Genomic DNA, 16,251 nt, shown 5'->3' with positions numbered 1-16,251 from the left:
AATGTCATTAGTAGAAATCAACAGCAACCAGGTGGCCCTGTTCGTGATTATACCAGCCATCTTATGGCTGGCTTTAATCTTAATAGCCATTTATCATATCTCCAGAAATAGCTCAATGAGCTTCAGCGTAAAGGTATTGTGGTTCATCATTATCTTGCTGGCTCCCTTTCTGGGTTCGATTATTTACCTCATGTGGGGCAAGAATAAGAAGTTTTAATTTTCGCCACCAAGAAACAAAGGCACAATAAATTGTTAAATTATAGAGTTGTCAACTTTCTGGCAAACTGCTTATTTAAAGTTGACAACTCACGGTTTTTTGGAAAGCAATTCCAGCAGTTCTTCGGTTTGGTTCTGTCCCGCTGTTCCTCCTGCCGATACCATTGATAAAAACAATATGCTTTACCGGCATCCGTGCCATCGGGTTTAGGTGGCCAGGGCAAATGTATAACTGAGTTTTTTTTTCTGCTGTGAATTTTGCATGAGGGATTAAGGGGGGAAATCGCAAAAAGATATCACCCTGAGCGTAGTCGAAGGGCATTTATTTGCAATTTATCAATCTCAAGAAGTCTTCGACTACGCTCAGACTGACAATTTCAGAGTTGTCAACTTTCTGGCAAACTGGCTATTAAAGTTGACAATTCTACAAGGGAATCCTCATCCTGAATTTATTTAGCATGAAAATCCTTCGAAATGTTTTTAGGCAGCAACTAAACAACTTTACTCGTTTGTTCATTAATATCCTGCAAACTCAGCCTGGTTAACGGCCTTGTTTTTAACCAGGTAATAAATGCGATTCCAATGGTCATACTTCCACCAAAAACGACCGCTGGAATAGTTCGCATTAATTTAGCTGTCAAACCAGATTCAAAAGCGCCAATTTCATTTGACGAACCTATAAACATGCTATTTACAGCCGATACCCTTCCACGCATCTCATCAGGCGTAAGCAATTGCATGATGGTTTGACGGATGATCACACTCACGCTGTCGAATGATCCTTCCAGAAACAAGAAAAACAGCGTTAAATAGAAACTCTTAGATAGCCCGTAGCAAATAATACTTAAACCAAATCCGGTAACCGCTATAAGCAGGTTTCGCCAGGGCTTGCCCATTGGCGAAAAACGTGTCATTGCCAACATGGTAATTACGGAGCCTGTTGAGGCCGCAGCACGCATAAAGCCTAATCCCCCGGCTCCCACTTTTAAAATATCATTGGCAAAAACAGGCAGAAGGGCTACAGCCCCCCCGAAAAACACCGAAAATAGGTCCAGGCTCATCGCCCAAACCATCATTTTTGTTTTAAATACAAATTGTATCCCCTCTGTTAAGCTTTGCCCAATACTCATTTTAGGAAGGAATTTAGGCGGATGCACTTTTAGAAAAAAGATGCAGATTAATGAAATGAATATAAATGAAATAATCACAACATAGGTTACGGTAATTCCAAGAAAACCATAAATTAAACCTCCTGCTGCAGGACCTAATATTGACGCCAATTGCCAGCTTGAACTACTCCATGTACTTGCATTTGGATATATCTCTTTCGGCACAATAGAAGCCTGTAAGGAGAAGTTTGCGGGGCCGAAAAAACCTCTTGCAAGACCAATACAAAAAACCATACCATATAGAATTTTTACAATCCAATCATTAGATAGATAAGGCTTCATGTAAATGCTTGTTACGACCAGCATAGTTACCGAGCATAAAAATACAGTTGAGAATATTTTAAGCAATAGTGCTCTTTTTTCACTTTTATCTGCAATATATCCACCATAGAGTGCAATTGCTATTGCTGGAATGGCTTCGCAAAGTCCAATTAATCCTAATGCAAGAGGATCCTTAGTTAAATGATAAATGTAGATACCAAGTACAATAGCTTGCATTTGATAAGCAAATGTGAAAAAAAATCTCAGCCCGATGTAAGAACGAAATTCTTTATACCGCAAGGCAGCGAATGGGTCTTGTTTAACGATTACGGAGTTGGGATTTGAATCTGACACTGAGAAGAGTTTATCTGCAAAATTAAGCTTTGAAAATGAATAAATTGCAATAGATAAATGTTTAAGATGGATTATTCATGTAGATAGCTGATAAGGTAAAGAGTTGATTATTCGGTGAGCTGACTAATTGATGATAAGCGTATATAAACTGAACTTCTATCCTCTTCCTCTTACCAAATCCTCATCTCACCAGCTTACTGAAACAAAAAAACCCGATGAATAGCCTTACACTATCCATCGGGTCGAATTTTAAATGATGCGCTTAGTATCCCGGGTTTTGTTCGAGAGCGTTATTTTTGTTTACTTCATCGCGGCTAAATGGCCTGAAATAAAGTTTATCATTCCAACTCCTATTTTCCTGTGCATTTTCTACAACTGGGGTATAGGTATAATCGTAAACGGTATTGTCGTAATGATAAGGGGCCGACATGGTTTTGCCAGATTTAAATTTACCTGTAACCTTAATATAAGTGGTTTTTCTGCCCAATGTTTCGCTAGCGATTAACCACCTGCGGGTATCATGATAACGTTGTTCTTCGTAAGCCATTTCGATACGGCGTTCGTGACGGTAAACCTCTCTAAGTCCATCCTGATCTGTAGCGGTTACCGCTGGCATACCTGCTCTGAAACGGATTTTGTTTAACCACTCTGTTGCTTTACTTAATTCACCAAGCTCAATACTGGCCTCAATAAAATTAAACACTGCTTCGGTATACCTGAAGAATGGCCACGGTACATTCTGCGACATAGAAGCATCAACAATAGTTGGATCCGGATCGATAAATTTATGATAATAGTATCCGGTCCAACTGCCATTCCAGTTTTCGATAGAACTCGCACGTGTATCTAAACCTTTAAAGTCGATTCGGGAACCATTATCCATTAAGTCGTATACTCCAGTTTGGATCTGGCTGGCAGGGTCCACGTTACCCGAAGCTTTATCGCGTGGTTTCCAACCTGCACCATCATACAAAACGGTAGCATAAAAACGAGGGTCTCTGTCCTGATAAGGATTAGCTTTTTGTGTGGTATTTGTCCAGCTAAATTTACTGCCATCTTTCATCTCATAATCATCAACCAGCAAGCCGATAGGTGTATTTCCAGCCCAGTTATGGTAACCATTCGGCCCATTTTGCTGCGCATGTTTAATATTATTCTGGATGATAAAATAACGTGCAAAAATGAGTTCTGATGCCGCAGTAGCATCTATACCCGGTGCCTTACTTGCTCCGCCCATGGCAATGCTTTTATAATTTAACTGGCCATCTGTTACCGAAGCGGGCGCAGAAAGATTTAACTTATAACCTGTACCTAAATCCATAACTGCTTTAGCAGCAGTTTGAGCCAAACGGTAACGGTCTGGCTGGCTGCCACTTGCATAACTTAAAAAATCTAATTTTTGAGCAGCAATACCAGTAACTTTAGAAGTAAGTTTCGCCCTGTCATGCAAATCGCTCGCAGCGTATATCAACACTCTTGATTTTAAGGCCAATGCCGCAGTTGCGGTAGTACGCCCTTTATCTAACGTTTTGCCTGTTAACAACCTGCTGGCTTCATCGCAATCTTTAACAATAAAGTTTACACACTCTTCGTATGTATTTCTTTTTACATTATAATTATCATCTAGCACATAAATTTTTGTGATAAGGGGTACAGCGCCATAGTAACGCAATAACTGCTGATAGTAGTAAGCCCTTAAAAAATAAGCTTCGCCCAATAACTGATCTTTTAACGATTGGCTGCTCAAACCGTTATCGCCACTGGTTATTTTTTCAATGGTAATATTACAGGCCCTGATGCGGTTGTACATTTGTTTATACGCCCAGGTATCGTCAACCCAACCTAATGTAGAAGGGTTAATGGTAGCATTATTAACCAGATCTATACCGCGGGTTGGGTGTGTAAACAAGGCTTCATCTGAAACAGAAGCTAACATTTGTTCAGAGAAACCTCCATTACCCAATCCGTTATAGATATCATTAACGAAGGCCTGTGCAGTTGCCGGATCTTTCCATACTGATTCTGCCGGCACCTGGCCGGGCGATTCTACATCTAAAAAATCTTTTTTACAGGATGCTGCAAAAATGATGGTGAAAATTAATATATAGAGCTTTATATTTTTATTTATTGCTTTCATATTCTTGATTGTAACGGTTAAACTTGATTACACTTTAAAAAGCGGCTTTAATACCAAAATTGATTACCCTGGCCTGTGGATAATATTGGCCACTCGAATTGGTTGATTCGGGATCCCAGATCTTGATTTTATCCAATGTAGCCAGGTTTAATCCGTTCGCATAAACCCTTACACTGTTCAGCCCCACTTTTTCTACCACGGTATTTGGCAAGGTATAGCCTAACTCTACGTTTTTAAGCCTGATGTAATTATTGCTCCGCAACCAATAAGTATTGTTTAATGCATTATTGCTATCAGTATAATAGGTAGCTCCACGGTTAGATAAACGCGGATTTACCGAGCTTGGGTTATCAATGCTCCAACGGTTTAGGTATGACCACTCCAGGAAATTGCCAATATCGCCAGATTCGGTTATACCTACAATCTGCATTCCGCCGGTTGCCCCCTGAACGAGTACCGACAAATCGAACCCTTTATATTGCAGGTTTAAATTGAAACCTCCGGTAAAGGTTGGTGTACCGTTTTTATCCAGCCGGATTTTATCATCGGCATTGATTTTGCCGTCTCCATTAATATCCTTAAACTTCATATCGCCAGGGCGTAAGGTGCTGGTTAGCGCGCTATAATTTAATGTATTGGCATTAATTTCTGCCTGGTCTTTAAAAACGCCATCATAATCGTATACTAACCAGGAGTTGGTTATGCGGCCTGTTGAATACTGCCATTCAGGAGCACCGGGGGTTTCATCCCAAAAAATGATTTTATTTTTCGCATACCCCCCGTTTACACTCACTCCAAAGTTTAAATCACCTACCTGGTCATTGTAGCTCAATTTAAATTCAAAACCTTTGTTGTTTACTTTCCCTAAGTTAACAGGCGGTAAACGATCGGTAATACCCGAGCTTTCAGGCACAGAGCTACCTCTGCTAATTAGAATGTTTGTACGCTTATTATAGAAATAATCTAATTCAAGTGATAATTTGTTATTTAGAAAGGATGCATCCAAGCCTACGTTGGTATTATTGGCTACTTCCCATCCAAAGTTGAAATTAGGTACTTTCCCTTCTGTTAGCGTTTTAGTAACAAGATCATTAAAGGTATATGTTCCAAAATTCATTAAGCTGAGGTATTGGTATTCTTGCAGCACATCTCCAAAATAAGCTTCAGCACCCATCTGACCATACGATGCCCTCAGTTTTAAATTATTTATGAACTTAACATTTTCCTTGAAGAAAGACTCTTCAGATAAACGCCAGCCTACTGATACACCAGGAAAAAAACCAAAACGTCTGTTAGTTGGAAAAATGTACGATCCATCTACACGCCACAGAAATTCAGCAAGGTATTTTTCTTTATAGTTATATCCAGCCCTTCCGAAATAACTTAACCGTGCCCGTTTGAAAAGACGATTGGGATCATTGGCACCATCTAAATTACCTAATGATTGCTCGCGTTCATCACCAGCCAATAATTCCTGAACAGATTGTGAAATAAAATATCTTCTGAAAGCGGTAAAACCATCATTATCAACTTTTTCCCGGGTTACCCCAGCCATCAAACCAATATTATGATCACCAATTTTTTTATCATAATTAATCATTCCCGTCAGGTTGATGGCCAATTGCCCGCCAGCAGTTTCCCTTAGCCTTGGATCGGTATATTGCGACCGTACCGTACCTGTTAATACTGGCGTTACACCATCGGCCTGAAACGTTTTTTTATCCCAATCGTAAAGTGTCCAGGGTAATTGCCAGTTTTTCTGTCTGCCAGAATATTTATCAATCGCAGCAGTTCCCGTTACTTTTAATCCTTCAACGCCAGGAATCTTAATTTCTACCTTACCTGTGGTTTGAAAGTAATCTCTGACATCTTTATTAGTTCCCGTTAAATCTGTAGTAGATACTACCGGGTTATAACCATATTCAATATCCTTTCCAGGCTTGCCATCTGGCCATATCGCAATTTCATTTGGACGTCCCCTCATTAAAAACCTGAAGATATCACCAGCTCCAACTGTTGGGAAATTACGGTCTTCTTCTCTGGCCGATACTCCTAAAGTTGTGGTAATATATTTACTCAGCTTTGCTTCGAGATTAAATCGCATATCGTACTGCTTGTACCCTGTTGCAGAATTTTTATAATATCCATCCTGATCCAGATAGCCCAAAGAAACCAGGTACTTTACATTTTCACTGCCCCCGTTGATCTGAACATTATGCCTTTGCTGAGGCGACCAGTTCTGAAAAGTCGTTTTAAACCAGTCGGTATTGGGGTACCTTAGCGGATCTGAACCATCGCCAAATTTCCTGATTTCATCAGCCTTATAAGCGGCATTAATTGTTTTTCCGGTTGTAGAAGTATAAGAGCCGGTAGATTTAAAACTGTTCCATGCCGCCGACCATTCATTTGGATTAATATCGGAACCAAAGATATTCAGCTCATTCAGAATTTCGGCATATTGTACGGAATTAGCCATTTTCGGTATACGTGTAGGCTGTTGTAAACCATAACTAAAGTCGTATGAAAATTGTGGCTTTCCTGATTTACCCAATTTGGTGGTAATTAAGATTACCCCGTTAGCCGCTTGCGAACCGTAGATGGCAGCAGATGCATCTTTTAAAACCGATACACTTTCAATATCGTTTGGATTTAACCTTTCGATACCACCAGCGCGGTTGGGGATACCATCAATTACAATCAATGCATTGTTATTTCCAAGCGAGTTTGTTCCACGGATTCTGATAGTAGAACCGTCGTAGCCTGGCTCTCCACTCCCCTGTAAGGCTGTTACACCAGGTAAGCGTCCGGCTAATGAATTGGTTAAGTTTACGGATGAGGATTTAGCAAGTTCAGTACCTTTAACAGATGCTACAGCACCTGATACAACTGCCTTTTTTTGGGTTCCATACCCTACTACTACTACTTCGGATAAGTTTTGATTATTCTCTGATAACCGTACATTAATGCTGGTTTGGTTCTTTACCTGAACTTCCTGATCTACGTAACCTACGTAGGTAAATACGAGTGTTGCATCTTCAGGCACCTTAATACTAAAATTTCCGGAGCCGTCGGTTACCGTAGTTGCTGTGCCTCCCTTCAACTTCACGCTTACGCCTGGAATCGGGCCTTTGGCATCTGTAACTTTACCCTTCACAATAATATCCTGGAGGGGCATTTTGTAAAAATCAAAAGGTTCCTTTTCATGCAATGATGTTTCGGCAGACATGCTGGCAAGTGGAGAAAAGACGAGACAACCACCGCAAACAAGAAACATGCTACCTCTGGCAAAAGTCCTCAATAGATTTTTTTTCATAGTTTTTCAATTTATTTTGGTTAGATATTGATTGTAATACAATTTAATATTCATAAGTAATCATGAACTGTCGATATTTGCATTATTATACCTTGATCTATTGAATTAATTATCTAAATCAATCTCCCTGTAGGACTGTTGTTTGATAAATGATCAATAAATCACGTAAACCATTATGAATCCCCTATCTGATACATAACTAATTATACTAAATAAAACTACTGAATAAGGCACACTCTGACTTAGACTTGTCAACTTAACAGTTCATAATTGGTTACACGCAAGATAGGAATATTGCGAATTTAAAAAAGGGGGTAAAATAATAATTGTGAGGGGCTGAATCGTAAAAAAACCATTACAAAACTACGCGAAGTAGGACAAATAATACAACACCAAATATTATTGCAAAAAGCAGGGAAAAGACGTTGAAATGGAAAGAGAAAATTTAAATGGTATTAGATGCTTACTTTCTTTTGTAATTTAAACAGAATTTAGATTTATATGATAACTAATTTTCCAGTTTTCGTATCAAGATTTTTTCTATAAATGTGAGCACCTTGTATGAATATCGAATTGATACAATTACAGGCATATATGGATTAATAGGCACTTATTTTCCGTAAAAATGATCATAATCAAGGATATAGTAAAATTTATGAAATCTTATCAAAAGAAATCCCTCTCTCCAGCCTTTGTAGATGTGCCTTTAGAATCGCATTTTCAGGTTTTTCTAACTGCGGATCTACCGAAAAAAGTTCAATAACGGTATTTCGTGCTTCAGATAAAATTACCTGATCTTCAGCCAGATCTGCAAGTTTTAGATCCAGCACACCACTTTGCTGTGTACCGGTAATATCTCCGGGACCACGAAGCTGAAGGTCTATTTCCGATATTTCGAACCCGTTGTTGGTCCTCACCATCGTTTCTAAACGGATTTTGCCCTCTTTACTGAGTTTATTACCACTCATTAAGATACAGAAAGACTGCTCTGCCCCACGACCTACCCTGCCACGCAACTGGTGAAGCTGTGAAAGACCAAACCGTTCGGCATTTTCAATCACCATTACAGAAGCATTAGGTACGTTAACGCCTACTTCAATTACGGTTGTAGCCACCATAATCTGACTTTTTCCATCAATAAACTGCTGCATTTCGAACTGCTTATCTGCATTTGGCATTTGTCCATGCACAATACTAATCTGGTAATCGGGTCGGGGAAATTGGTAGCTCAGCTGCTCAATTCCAGCTTCGAGATGTAAAAGGTCTAACTTCTCGCTTTCCTTAATCAAAGGATAAACAATATAAACCTGCCTTCCTTTGGCAATTTCCTGCTTCATAAAACCAAACATTCTAAGTCGTTGGCCTTCAAAAAGGTGCCTTGTTTCGATTGGTTTTCTGCCTGCAGGTAATTCATCAATAATAGAAACATCAAGATCACCATATAGGGTCATTGCCAAAGTACGCGGAATTGGCGTAGCAGTCATTACAAGGATATGGGGAGGGATAATATTTTTCCGCCAAAGCTTAGCACGTTGTTCCACCCCAAAACGGTGTTGTTCATCGATTACAACCAATCCTAAATTTTTAAACTGAACCTTATCTTCAATCAATGCATGCGTTCCAATCAAAATATCGATTTCTCCATTCTCCAATTGATTGTGCAAAACAGTACGTTCCTTCTTTTTAGTATTTCCGGTAAGAATGGAAACACGCACCAGGTCTTGGGTTACAAGCTCTGTGATAGAGGCATAGTGCTGACGCGCTAAAATTTCGGTCGGAGCCATCATACAAGCCTGATAGCCGTTATCATTTGCCAGAAGCATGCTCATCAATGCAACAGCCGTTTTACCACTCCCTACGTCGCCCTGAACAAGCCTGTTCATTTGTACACCGCGTTGTGTATCAATCCTGATTTCCTTAACTACACGTTTTTGAGCATTAGTTAACTCAAATGGCAAAAATTCCTTATAAAAACGGTTTACCTTTTCACCAACTTTATCGAAGGTTGCACCTTTAAATTTTAATTGACGCAAGTGTTTATTATGCAGAAGTTGCAGCTGAATAAAAAACAGCTCCTCAAACTTTAGCCGCCTTTCAGCAGCACTTAAATCCTTTTGATTTTTAGGAAAATGAATATTCAGCAATGCCATCTTTTTATCCGGCAACTGATATTTATCGATGATATACTGCGGAAGGTTTTCAGGTACCTGCGTAATAACCTGATCCAATAAACCCGCAATCAGGCGCTGCAGGCCTTTTGAATCGAGATTAAATTTTTTAAGCTTTTCTGAGGAGTTATAAACAGGCTGCAGGGTTAAATTCCCTCGTCCCACCTGTTTGCGCTGATACAGCTCCATTTCAGGATGTGAGATGCTGAATGTTCCGTTAAAGATGCTTGGTTTCCCAAAGGCCACGTAAGCTGTCCCCACAGTAATGTGATCGTCAACCCATTTTAAGCTCTGGAACCAAACCAATTCCATAATTCCTGTTTCATCTTTAAAAACAGCAATAATACGTTTCGCCCTTTTATCTCCTATTACTTTTTTGCTGATTACACGCCCGATAATCTGGATATACTGCGAATCGGGATTAATCTGATTGATCTTAAAATATTTTGTACGGTCTATATACCTGAAGGGATAGTGTGCAAGCATATCCCGATAAGTGAATAAGCCGAGATCCTTCTTCAAAACATCGGCACGGCTTGTACCAACGCCTTTCAAAAACTCAACAGGTGTATCTAATACCGAATTAAACAAAATATTCTACTGTTTCTTGTAAAACAACACTTTTTAGCAAAGCCGCATTAAAAATAACGATCGATAGCAGTAAAAGCAAATAAGCAAAAAGTTGGTGCAGATCTATTTTCTCATTAAAGTAGAAAAATACCACGGTAAAAGCAACAATTGGATTGAGATAAATTAAAATACCCGGAGCAGAAGAGGGCATTGCCATCAAGGCATAGGAATTTAAAAAAAATTGGAAAATGCTGAATACAATGGCGATCAAAAATATATGCAACCAAAAGAAGGTTTCGGTAGAAAAAGGAGCAGCATTGAGAAAATACAAAGGCAGCATCATTAATCCGGATAAAACCAATTGAATGCCTAAAAAATTAAATTTATCTACATCTTTAATTAATTTTAGCACAATAACATATATAGCATAAAAGGATAATAGCCCACATAATTTCATGTAAGGAGCCTGCTACCAACAGAAATTTAGATCATTTTTACTACTTGCTTTCTGAATAAAAGAGTGGTTCCCCAAACAACAATAATGGAAACCAATATTCTGTAGTACTAAATTCTTATGGTTGAAAACCTTTTATATTACGCAAAGATATAGACATTGTTCCCCAGATAATTGTAAGGAACAATGCCCGATATAAAATATTTGCTCTTGTTTTCTACAAAAATTAGCCCGCAACCGCGATTACAGAGATTTCTACATTAACATTTTTAGGTAACACCGAAACCTGAACTGTTTCCCGAGCTGGAAAATCAGCAGTAAAATACTGTCCATAAACCTCATTTACCTGAGCAAAGGTTCCCATATCGGTTAAGAAAATAGTAGACTTTACTACATTCTCAAAAGTTAAACCTGCTTCAAGCAAAACTGCTTTAAGGTTCCGCATCACCTGGTGCGTCTCTTCTTCAATATTACCTATATTTAATTCTCCGTTTTCTGGATTAATGGCAACCTGGCCCGATACGAATAAAAAATTTCCAGCTTGTACAGCTTGGCTATATGGTCCAATTGGAGCTGGAGCATTTGTTGTTTTAATAATTTGTTTCATAAAAATTGGGGTTATTTAGCAAGCCATTGAATAAGCTTATAGATAATACCTGCAAGAAAAATCAAGATGGCCAATGCATTAATGAAATGCATAATTCTCAGATTGATATTATTTGGCCTGTTTGGATCCTTTTTTCTAAAGAAGTACATAATACAAACTTAGCTAAAAAGCTTAACACAGAAAATTAAAAGGCATAAAAAAAGTCCTGACTTTCATCAGGACTTTCTTAAATCTTATATTGAAATACTAGTTTCTAGCAGTTTCAACACGACGGTTTTGGATACGACCTTCTTCAGTATCGTTAGAAGCAATTGGATTAGCTTCGCCATTACCTTTAGTAGCAACTTGACTAGCGTTAACGCCAGAGTTTACTAAGTAAGTTTTAACAGAGTTAGCTCTGTCTTTAGATAATTTCAAGTTATATGCAGCAGTACCTTCGCTTGAAGCGTAACCGTTTACAGTTACTTTACCACCGTTTTCACGTAACACTGAAGATAATTTATCTAAAGTAGGGTAAGACTCAGTTTTTAAAACTGAAGAGTTGAAATCGAAACCGATTTTTTCGAAACCAGTTACATTCGAAGCAACAGAATCAACTGGAGCAACTTTTGGAAGAGGACAACCTGAACCATCAACAGCAGTACCAGCAGGAGTTCCTGGGCATTTATCGAATTGATCAGAAACACCGTCACCGTCAGTATCTTTTTTCAAATCTTCAACAGATTTCTCAACAGCAGAAACACGGTTTTTTAATGCTTCAACTTCTTGACGTAAAGTTGGATCTTTTAACTCATCATACATAGTAGCTAATGGGTTAGTCCACTCTAAACTTGGTTTAGCAGAAGAACCTAAAGAGAATTCTAAACCAGCATAACCGTATGAGAATTTATCTTTAGTTGTACCTTTTGCATAAACTCCGTCTAAGTTATCAGCATCAACAAAGTTCATGGTGTAACCTAAATTAAAGTTAACACGCTCAGAAACTTTGAATTTAACACCAGCACCAACTGGAATGTAGAAACCTTTTACGTAATCTTTAGCATCATGTCTGTCATCAGCAGGACCTACAGCAGTACCTTTCCAGTCGATAGTTTGACCAGAACCAGTAGTAATTTTTGGAGCATAAGCCATATAACCAGCACCGGCAGTTAAAAAGAAACCTACTGAATTCTCACGACGTAAGAAATCGATAGAACCTACGTTTACAACACCACGTAAATCTACAGCATATTGCAATTGAGTTTCGAAGTCTTTTACAGCTGGGTTAGAAATACCTTCGTTAGTACCTGAAAGTTTACCACGGGTTCCGTTTAATTCTAATCCGAAAGAGTGACCTAATTGTTTACGGATATTTAAACCGTAACCTAAATTAGCATCCCATTTGTTAAAGTCATTAGAACCGCCGATAGCAACAACTGGCATTAAAACACCACCGTGTACACCAATAGACCAAGTTCTGTACTGTCCTCTACCACCAAATACCTTGACAGCAGAAGAGGTTGCAGGAGCATCCTGAGCGACAGCAAGAGAAGCAACTCCTGTTAATGCCACTAAAGAAAGCGCAACACTTTTCTTTAAAGTAGAATAATTCATAATCTTTTTTCTTTTTTAAGGGTTAAACAATTTAATTGATTAATTTTTCAGTAAAGGCAAAATTAATCAAAATTTTAAATTTTCAAACTTTTATACAAACTCCGTTCCAAACTTTACAGTAGTTAATCATTTTATTACATTTGGCCATTACCAATATAAAATACCATTTTCATGAAATACCCTACCATTGATCAGTCATTATTTGTTTTAAATAGAAAAAACTTCACTAACAACCTAAAAAGCAATTCACTAGCTGTATTTAACTCAAGTGATGAATCCCCTAGAAGCGGTGACCAGAGTTTTGTTTTTAAGCAAAATCCTGATTTATTTTATTTATCAGGAATTGATCAGGAACAAACAATTTTACTATTATATCCTGATTGTCCTAATCCTTTGTACAGAGAAGTCCTGTTTTTAAGACAGACGAACGACTATATCAAAGTTTGGGAGGGATATAAATATACCAAAGAGCAGGCAAAAGCTGCTTCCGGCATTCAGTCCGTATATTGGTTAGAAGATTTTGATAACATTATACATAGCATCGTTAACTATGCTGAGCATATTTATTTAAATACAAACGAAAATGATCGGTATGCTCATGAAGTTCCTTATCGCGATATCCGTTTCATTGGGAAAATGAAATCAAAATATCCATTGCATCATTATGAACGCTCGGCACCAATTATGCGGAATTTACGTGCAGTTAAATCGGATGTGGAGATCGAATTAACTAAAAAGGCATGCGCAATAACCCGCGATGCTTTTATCAGGGTATTAAAATTTACCAAACCCGGTGTTAAAGAATATGAAATTGAAGCAGAAATTATACACGAATTTATCCGTCAGGGAGGGACAGGCCATGCCTACACACCTATTATTGCCTCCGGCCATAATGCAAACATACTACACTATAATGATAATAACCAGGTTTGTAAAGATGGGGACGTAATACTTTTCGATTTTGGAGCAGAATACGCCAATTATAATGCAGATATGAGTAGAGCTATTCCTGTTAACGGCAGGTTTACGCAAAGACAAAAGGAAGTATACAACGCAGTGCTGTACGTAATGAAAGCGTCGATTAAATTAATTAGCGAAGGGACAATATGGAATACTTACCACGAACAAGTTGGCGAAATTATGACAGAGCAACTCATTAATCTTGGGCTGATATCTACAACAGATGTAAAGAACCAAACCGCAGCGTGGCCGGCTTATAAAAAATATTTTATGCACGGCACTTCGCATCACTTAGGTATAGACGTACACGACTTTGCAGGAAGATATACTCCATTTGCAAATGGGAACATCCTTACTGTAGAGCCGGGCATTTATATTCCGGAGGAAGGCTTGGGCATCCGTTTAGAAAACAATATCCTCATCACAGCGAATGGAAATATAGATTTAATGGCCGATATCCCACTAGAAGCTGAAGAAATTGAGGAGATTATGAATAGTTAATTCCGGTTGGCAAGTTGGCAGTATTCAATTTGCAGTTTACAGTTAGACTTAGCAATAAGCAATCTCAACAGTTAACTATTGCCAAACTCATCCGCAAAACGATAAATATTAAAATCATCTTGTTTTAAGGCTGTCTGAACTTTTTCTCGCAGCCTTTTTTTATCAATATGCTGCATTTTTTGATGCTGCATAAGTTTCCATGCTTTTTCTGCAAATAGAAAGGCTTTTCGGTTATCATCAAAAACCTCGGGTTTGATAATCCATTTACACAATTCTTCTATACCTACATTTTTATCAGCAACAGTTTTTAAGATTGGAATAACCTTTGCGCCTTGATGAACGATTTTTTTTAGATTATTGGCAAAGGTATCTGCTCCTTCTCTATCAGCCTTATTAATCACAAAACAATCGGCAATTTCCATCAACCCGGATTTGATATTCTGAACTTCATCTCCGGATTCTGGCACCAATACAACAATAGTTTTATCCGCCAGTCCTGCAATTTCTACTTCAGATTGCCCAACCCCAACCGTTTCAACAATAATCAGATCAAAATTAGCTGCTTTTAAAACATCAACCATTTCGATTGTTTTTGCCGAAATACCGCCCAAAGCACCACGTGTAGCCAAAGATCGGATAAAAACATTTGGATTATTAAACTGACCAGCCATACGGATACGATCGCCCAACAAAGAGCCAAAATTAAATGGAGAGGTTGGATCTATCGCCAATACAGCAACGCGTTTCTCCCCGGCAACTAAATGATCGGTTACCGCATTTACCAAAGTACTTTTGCCAGCACCAGGAGGCCCGGTAATACCCAAAACGGGAACATTATTCTTACTATCTAAATCTCTTAAAATCGAATCTGCCGGTTTAATATCATTTTCAACAAGCGTTAATGTTCTTGCCAAAACTTTATAATTACCCTTCTTTACTTCGCTTAAAATGGATAGATGCGTATTCATCAATAAAACTATCTTTGTACAAATTAACAAAAAATATCAGCTACAAAGCGCCCCACAATGAAAGTTACCGGTTTTACATTTTTAAGAAATGCTATTGTTAATGACTACCCTGCAAAAGAGGCGATACTTTCTGTGCTGCCATTGTGCGACGATTTTATTGTTGCATTGGGAAACTCTACAGACGCAACTTCTGAAATGATTAAGAGCATTGATCCTAAAATCAGAACAATTGATACCATTTGGGATGAAAGTATACGTGAAGGGGGGCGTGTTTTTGCTGATGAAACCAATAAGGCGCTGGCAGAAATAAATGAAAATACAGATTGGATGATCTATATCCAGGGCGATGAAGCCATTCATGAAGATTATCTTCCACTGATTAAAAAAGAAATGGAAGACGAACTTAACAATAGCAATGTTGAGGCCTTACTCTTAAAATACAAACATTTTTATGCCTCTTATGATTATCTGGCCGAATCCCGGCGTTGGTACAGAAGAGAAGTCAGGATTATCAAAAACCTTCCGGGAGTTCACTCTTACAGAGATGCCCAAGGCTTCAGGATTAACGACAGGAAACTTAAGGTTAAGCTAATTGATGCTTATATTTATCATTATGGCTGGGTGAAACCGCCAAAAGGACTACAAGGTAAGGTGCGGAATTTTAATCAGTTTTATCAAACAGACGAGTGGATTGAAGAAAATTATCCGATGCAAGACAGCCACGATATGCATAATGCCGATCGTTTGGTTCATTTCAAAGGTACCCATCCCAAAGTAATGCAGGCAAGAATTGCTGCAGCAAACTGGAAATTTGAAAAAGATTTAACGAAAGAAAACTCAAAAATGAATTTCCGCAGAAGGGTTTTGCAAAAAATTGAAGATCTAACCGGATTACGTTTATTTGAATACCGAAACTATAAAATCGTAAAGTAGGCCTCAATTTAAATCTGCCTATATTTGTATCATCAAATTACATCATT

Annotated in this window: 12 protein-coding genes; 3 read left to right on the top strand and 9 right to left on the bottom strand. The window is 38.3% G+C overall.

From position 1 onward, the window contains the following. The first annotated feature begins 1 nt into the window (after position 1). Positions 2-217, top strand: a complete 216-nt coding sequence (locus FFJ24_RS23510; protein ID WP_138819546.1) for a PLDc N-terminal domain-containing protein — start codon at positions 2-4, stop codon at positions 215-217. A gap of 490 nt (positions 218-707) precedes the next feature. Here FFJ24_RS23510 and FFJ24_RS23505 read toward each other — a convergent pair whose 3' ends face one another. The 8 genes from FFJ24_RS23505 to FFJ24_RS23475 form a co-directional block, all read right to left on the bottom strand. Beyond that, the gene (locus FFJ24_RS23505) at positions 708-2,000 is read right to left on the bottom strand and encodes an MFS transporter (RefSeq protein ID WP_138819545.1); all 1,293 of its coding nucleotides are present in this window, start codon (positions 1,998-2,000) and stop codon (positions 708-710) included. Between the two features lie 262 nt (positions 2,001-2,262). Then, entirely contained in the window at positions 2,263-4,137 is a 1,875-nt protein-coding gene (locus FFJ24_RS23500) for a RagB/SusD family nutrient uptake outer membrane protein (RefSeq protein WP_138819544.1), read from the bottom strand. Positions 4,138-4,171: 34 nt separating this feature from the next. Continuing rightward, on the bottom strand, positions 4,172-7,450 hold the full coding sequence (locus FFJ24_RS23495; protein ID WP_210419416.1) for a TonB-dependent receptor: 3,279 nt from the start codon (positions 7,448-7,450) through the stop codon (positions 4,172-4,174). 653 nt (positions 7,451-8,103) lie between these two features. After that, a complete protein-coding gene (recG, locus tag FFJ24_RS23490; RefSeq protein WP_138819543.1) occupies positions 8,104-10,209 on the bottom strand; it encodes an ATP-dependent DNA helicase RecG in 2,106 nt (701 codons plus the stop codon). Beyond that, positions 10,202-10,600 carry an EamA family transporter gene (locus FFJ24_RS23485; RefSeq protein ID WP_168202541.1) on the bottom strand — a complete coding sequence of 133 codons (399 nt, stop codon included), beginning with the start codon at positions 10,598-10,600 and terminating at the stop codon, positions 10,202-10,204. Before FFJ24_RS23485 ends, recG begins: the two co-directional genes overlap by 8 nt. A gap of 268 nt (positions 10,601-10,868) precedes the next feature. Further along, complete coding sequence (locus tag FFJ24_RS23480) at positions 10,869-11,249, bottom strand: RidA family protein (RefSeq protein ID WP_138819541.1); 381 nt, start codon at positions 11,247-11,249, stop codon at positions 10,869-10,871. Between the two features lie 11 nt (positions 11,250-11,260). Beyond that, positions 11,261-11,398: a DUF6728 family protein gene (locus FFJ24_RS26830; protein ID WP_317039670.1), complete on the bottom strand. Its 138-nt coding sequence runs from the start codon at positions 11,396-11,398 to the stop codon at positions 11,261-11,263. A 97-nt stretch (positions 11,399-11,495) separates the two neighbouring features. Continuing rightward, positions 11,496-12,842, bottom strand: coding sequence for an OmpA family protein (locus FFJ24_RS23475; protein ID WP_138819540.1), 1,347 nt, complete (start codon positions 12,840-12,842; stop codon positions 11,496-11,498). Positions 12,843-13,013: 171 nt separating this feature from the next. Here FFJ24_RS23475 and FFJ24_RS23470 point away from each other — a divergent pair, with 171 nt between their 5' ends. Next, the gene (locus FFJ24_RS23470) at positions 13,014-14,303 is read left to right on the top strand and encodes an aminopeptidase P family protein (protein ID WP_138819539.1); all 1,290 of its coding nucleotides are present in this window, start codon (positions 13,014-13,016) and stop codon (positions 14,301-14,303) included. A gap of 71 nt (positions 14,304-14,374) precedes the next feature. Here FFJ24_RS23470 and meaB read toward each other — a convergent pair whose 3' ends face one another. Further along, positions 14,375-15,271: a methylmalonyl Co-A mutase-associated GTPase MeaB gene (meaB, locus tag FFJ24_RS23465; RefSeq protein WP_138819538.1), complete on the bottom strand. Its 897-nt coding sequence runs from the start codon at positions 15,269-15,271 to the stop codon at positions 14,375-14,377. Positions 15,272-15,328: 57 nt separating this feature from the next. Between meaB and FFJ24_RS23460 the strand changes: the two genes are divergently transcribed. After that, a complete protein-coding gene (locus FFJ24_RS23460) occupies positions 15,329-16,204 on the top strand; it encodes a glycosyltransferase family 2 protein (protein ID WP_138819537.1) in 876 nt (291 codons plus the stop codon). Positions 16,205-16,251 lie beyond the last annotated feature (47 nt).

Origin of the sequence: Pedobacter sp. KBS0701, from assembly GCF_005938645.2 — a bacterium.
Lineage (GTDB): Bacteria > Bacteroidota > Bacteroidia > Sphingobacteriales > Sphingobacteriaceae > Pedobacter.
This window is presented reverse-complemented; position numbering and strand designations above follow the sequence as displayed.

Coding starts and splice junctions, on each gene's coding strand:
- FFJ24_RS23510 (WP_138819546.1), top strand. CDS start 2: ATGTCATTAGTAGAAATCAACAGCAACCAGGTGGCCCTGTTCGTGATT.
- FFJ24_RS23500 (WP_138819544.1), bottom strand. CDS start 4,137: ATGAAAGCAATAAATAAAAATATAAAGCTCTATATATTAATTTTCACC.
- FFJ24_RS23495 (WP_210419416.1), bottom strand. CDS start 7,450: ATGAAAAAAAATCTATTGAGGACTTTTGCCAGAGGTAGCATGTTTCTT.
- FFJ24_RS23480 (WP_138819541.1), bottom strand. CDS start 11,249: ATGAAACAAATTATTAAAACAACAAATGCTCCAGCTCCAATTGGACCA.
- FFJ24_RS26830 (WP_317039670.1), bottom strand. CDS start 11,398: ATGTACTTCTTTAGAAAAAAGGATCCAAACAGGCCAAATAATATCAAT.
- FFJ24_RS23475 (WP_138819540.1), bottom strand. CDS start 12,842: ATGAATTATTCTACTTTAAAGAAAAGTGTTGCGCTTTCTTTAGTGGCA.
- FFJ24_RS23470 (WP_138819539.1), top strand. CDS start 13,014: ATGAAATACCCTACCATTGATCAGTCATTATTTGTTTTAAATAGAAAA.
- meaB (WP_138819538.1), bottom strand. CDS start 15,271: ATGAATACGCATCTATCCATTTTAAGCGAAGTAAAGAAGGGTAATTAT.
- FFJ24_RS23460 (WP_138819537.1), top strand. CDS start 15,329: ATGAAAGTTACCGGTTTTACATTTTTAAGAAATGCTATTGTTAATGAC.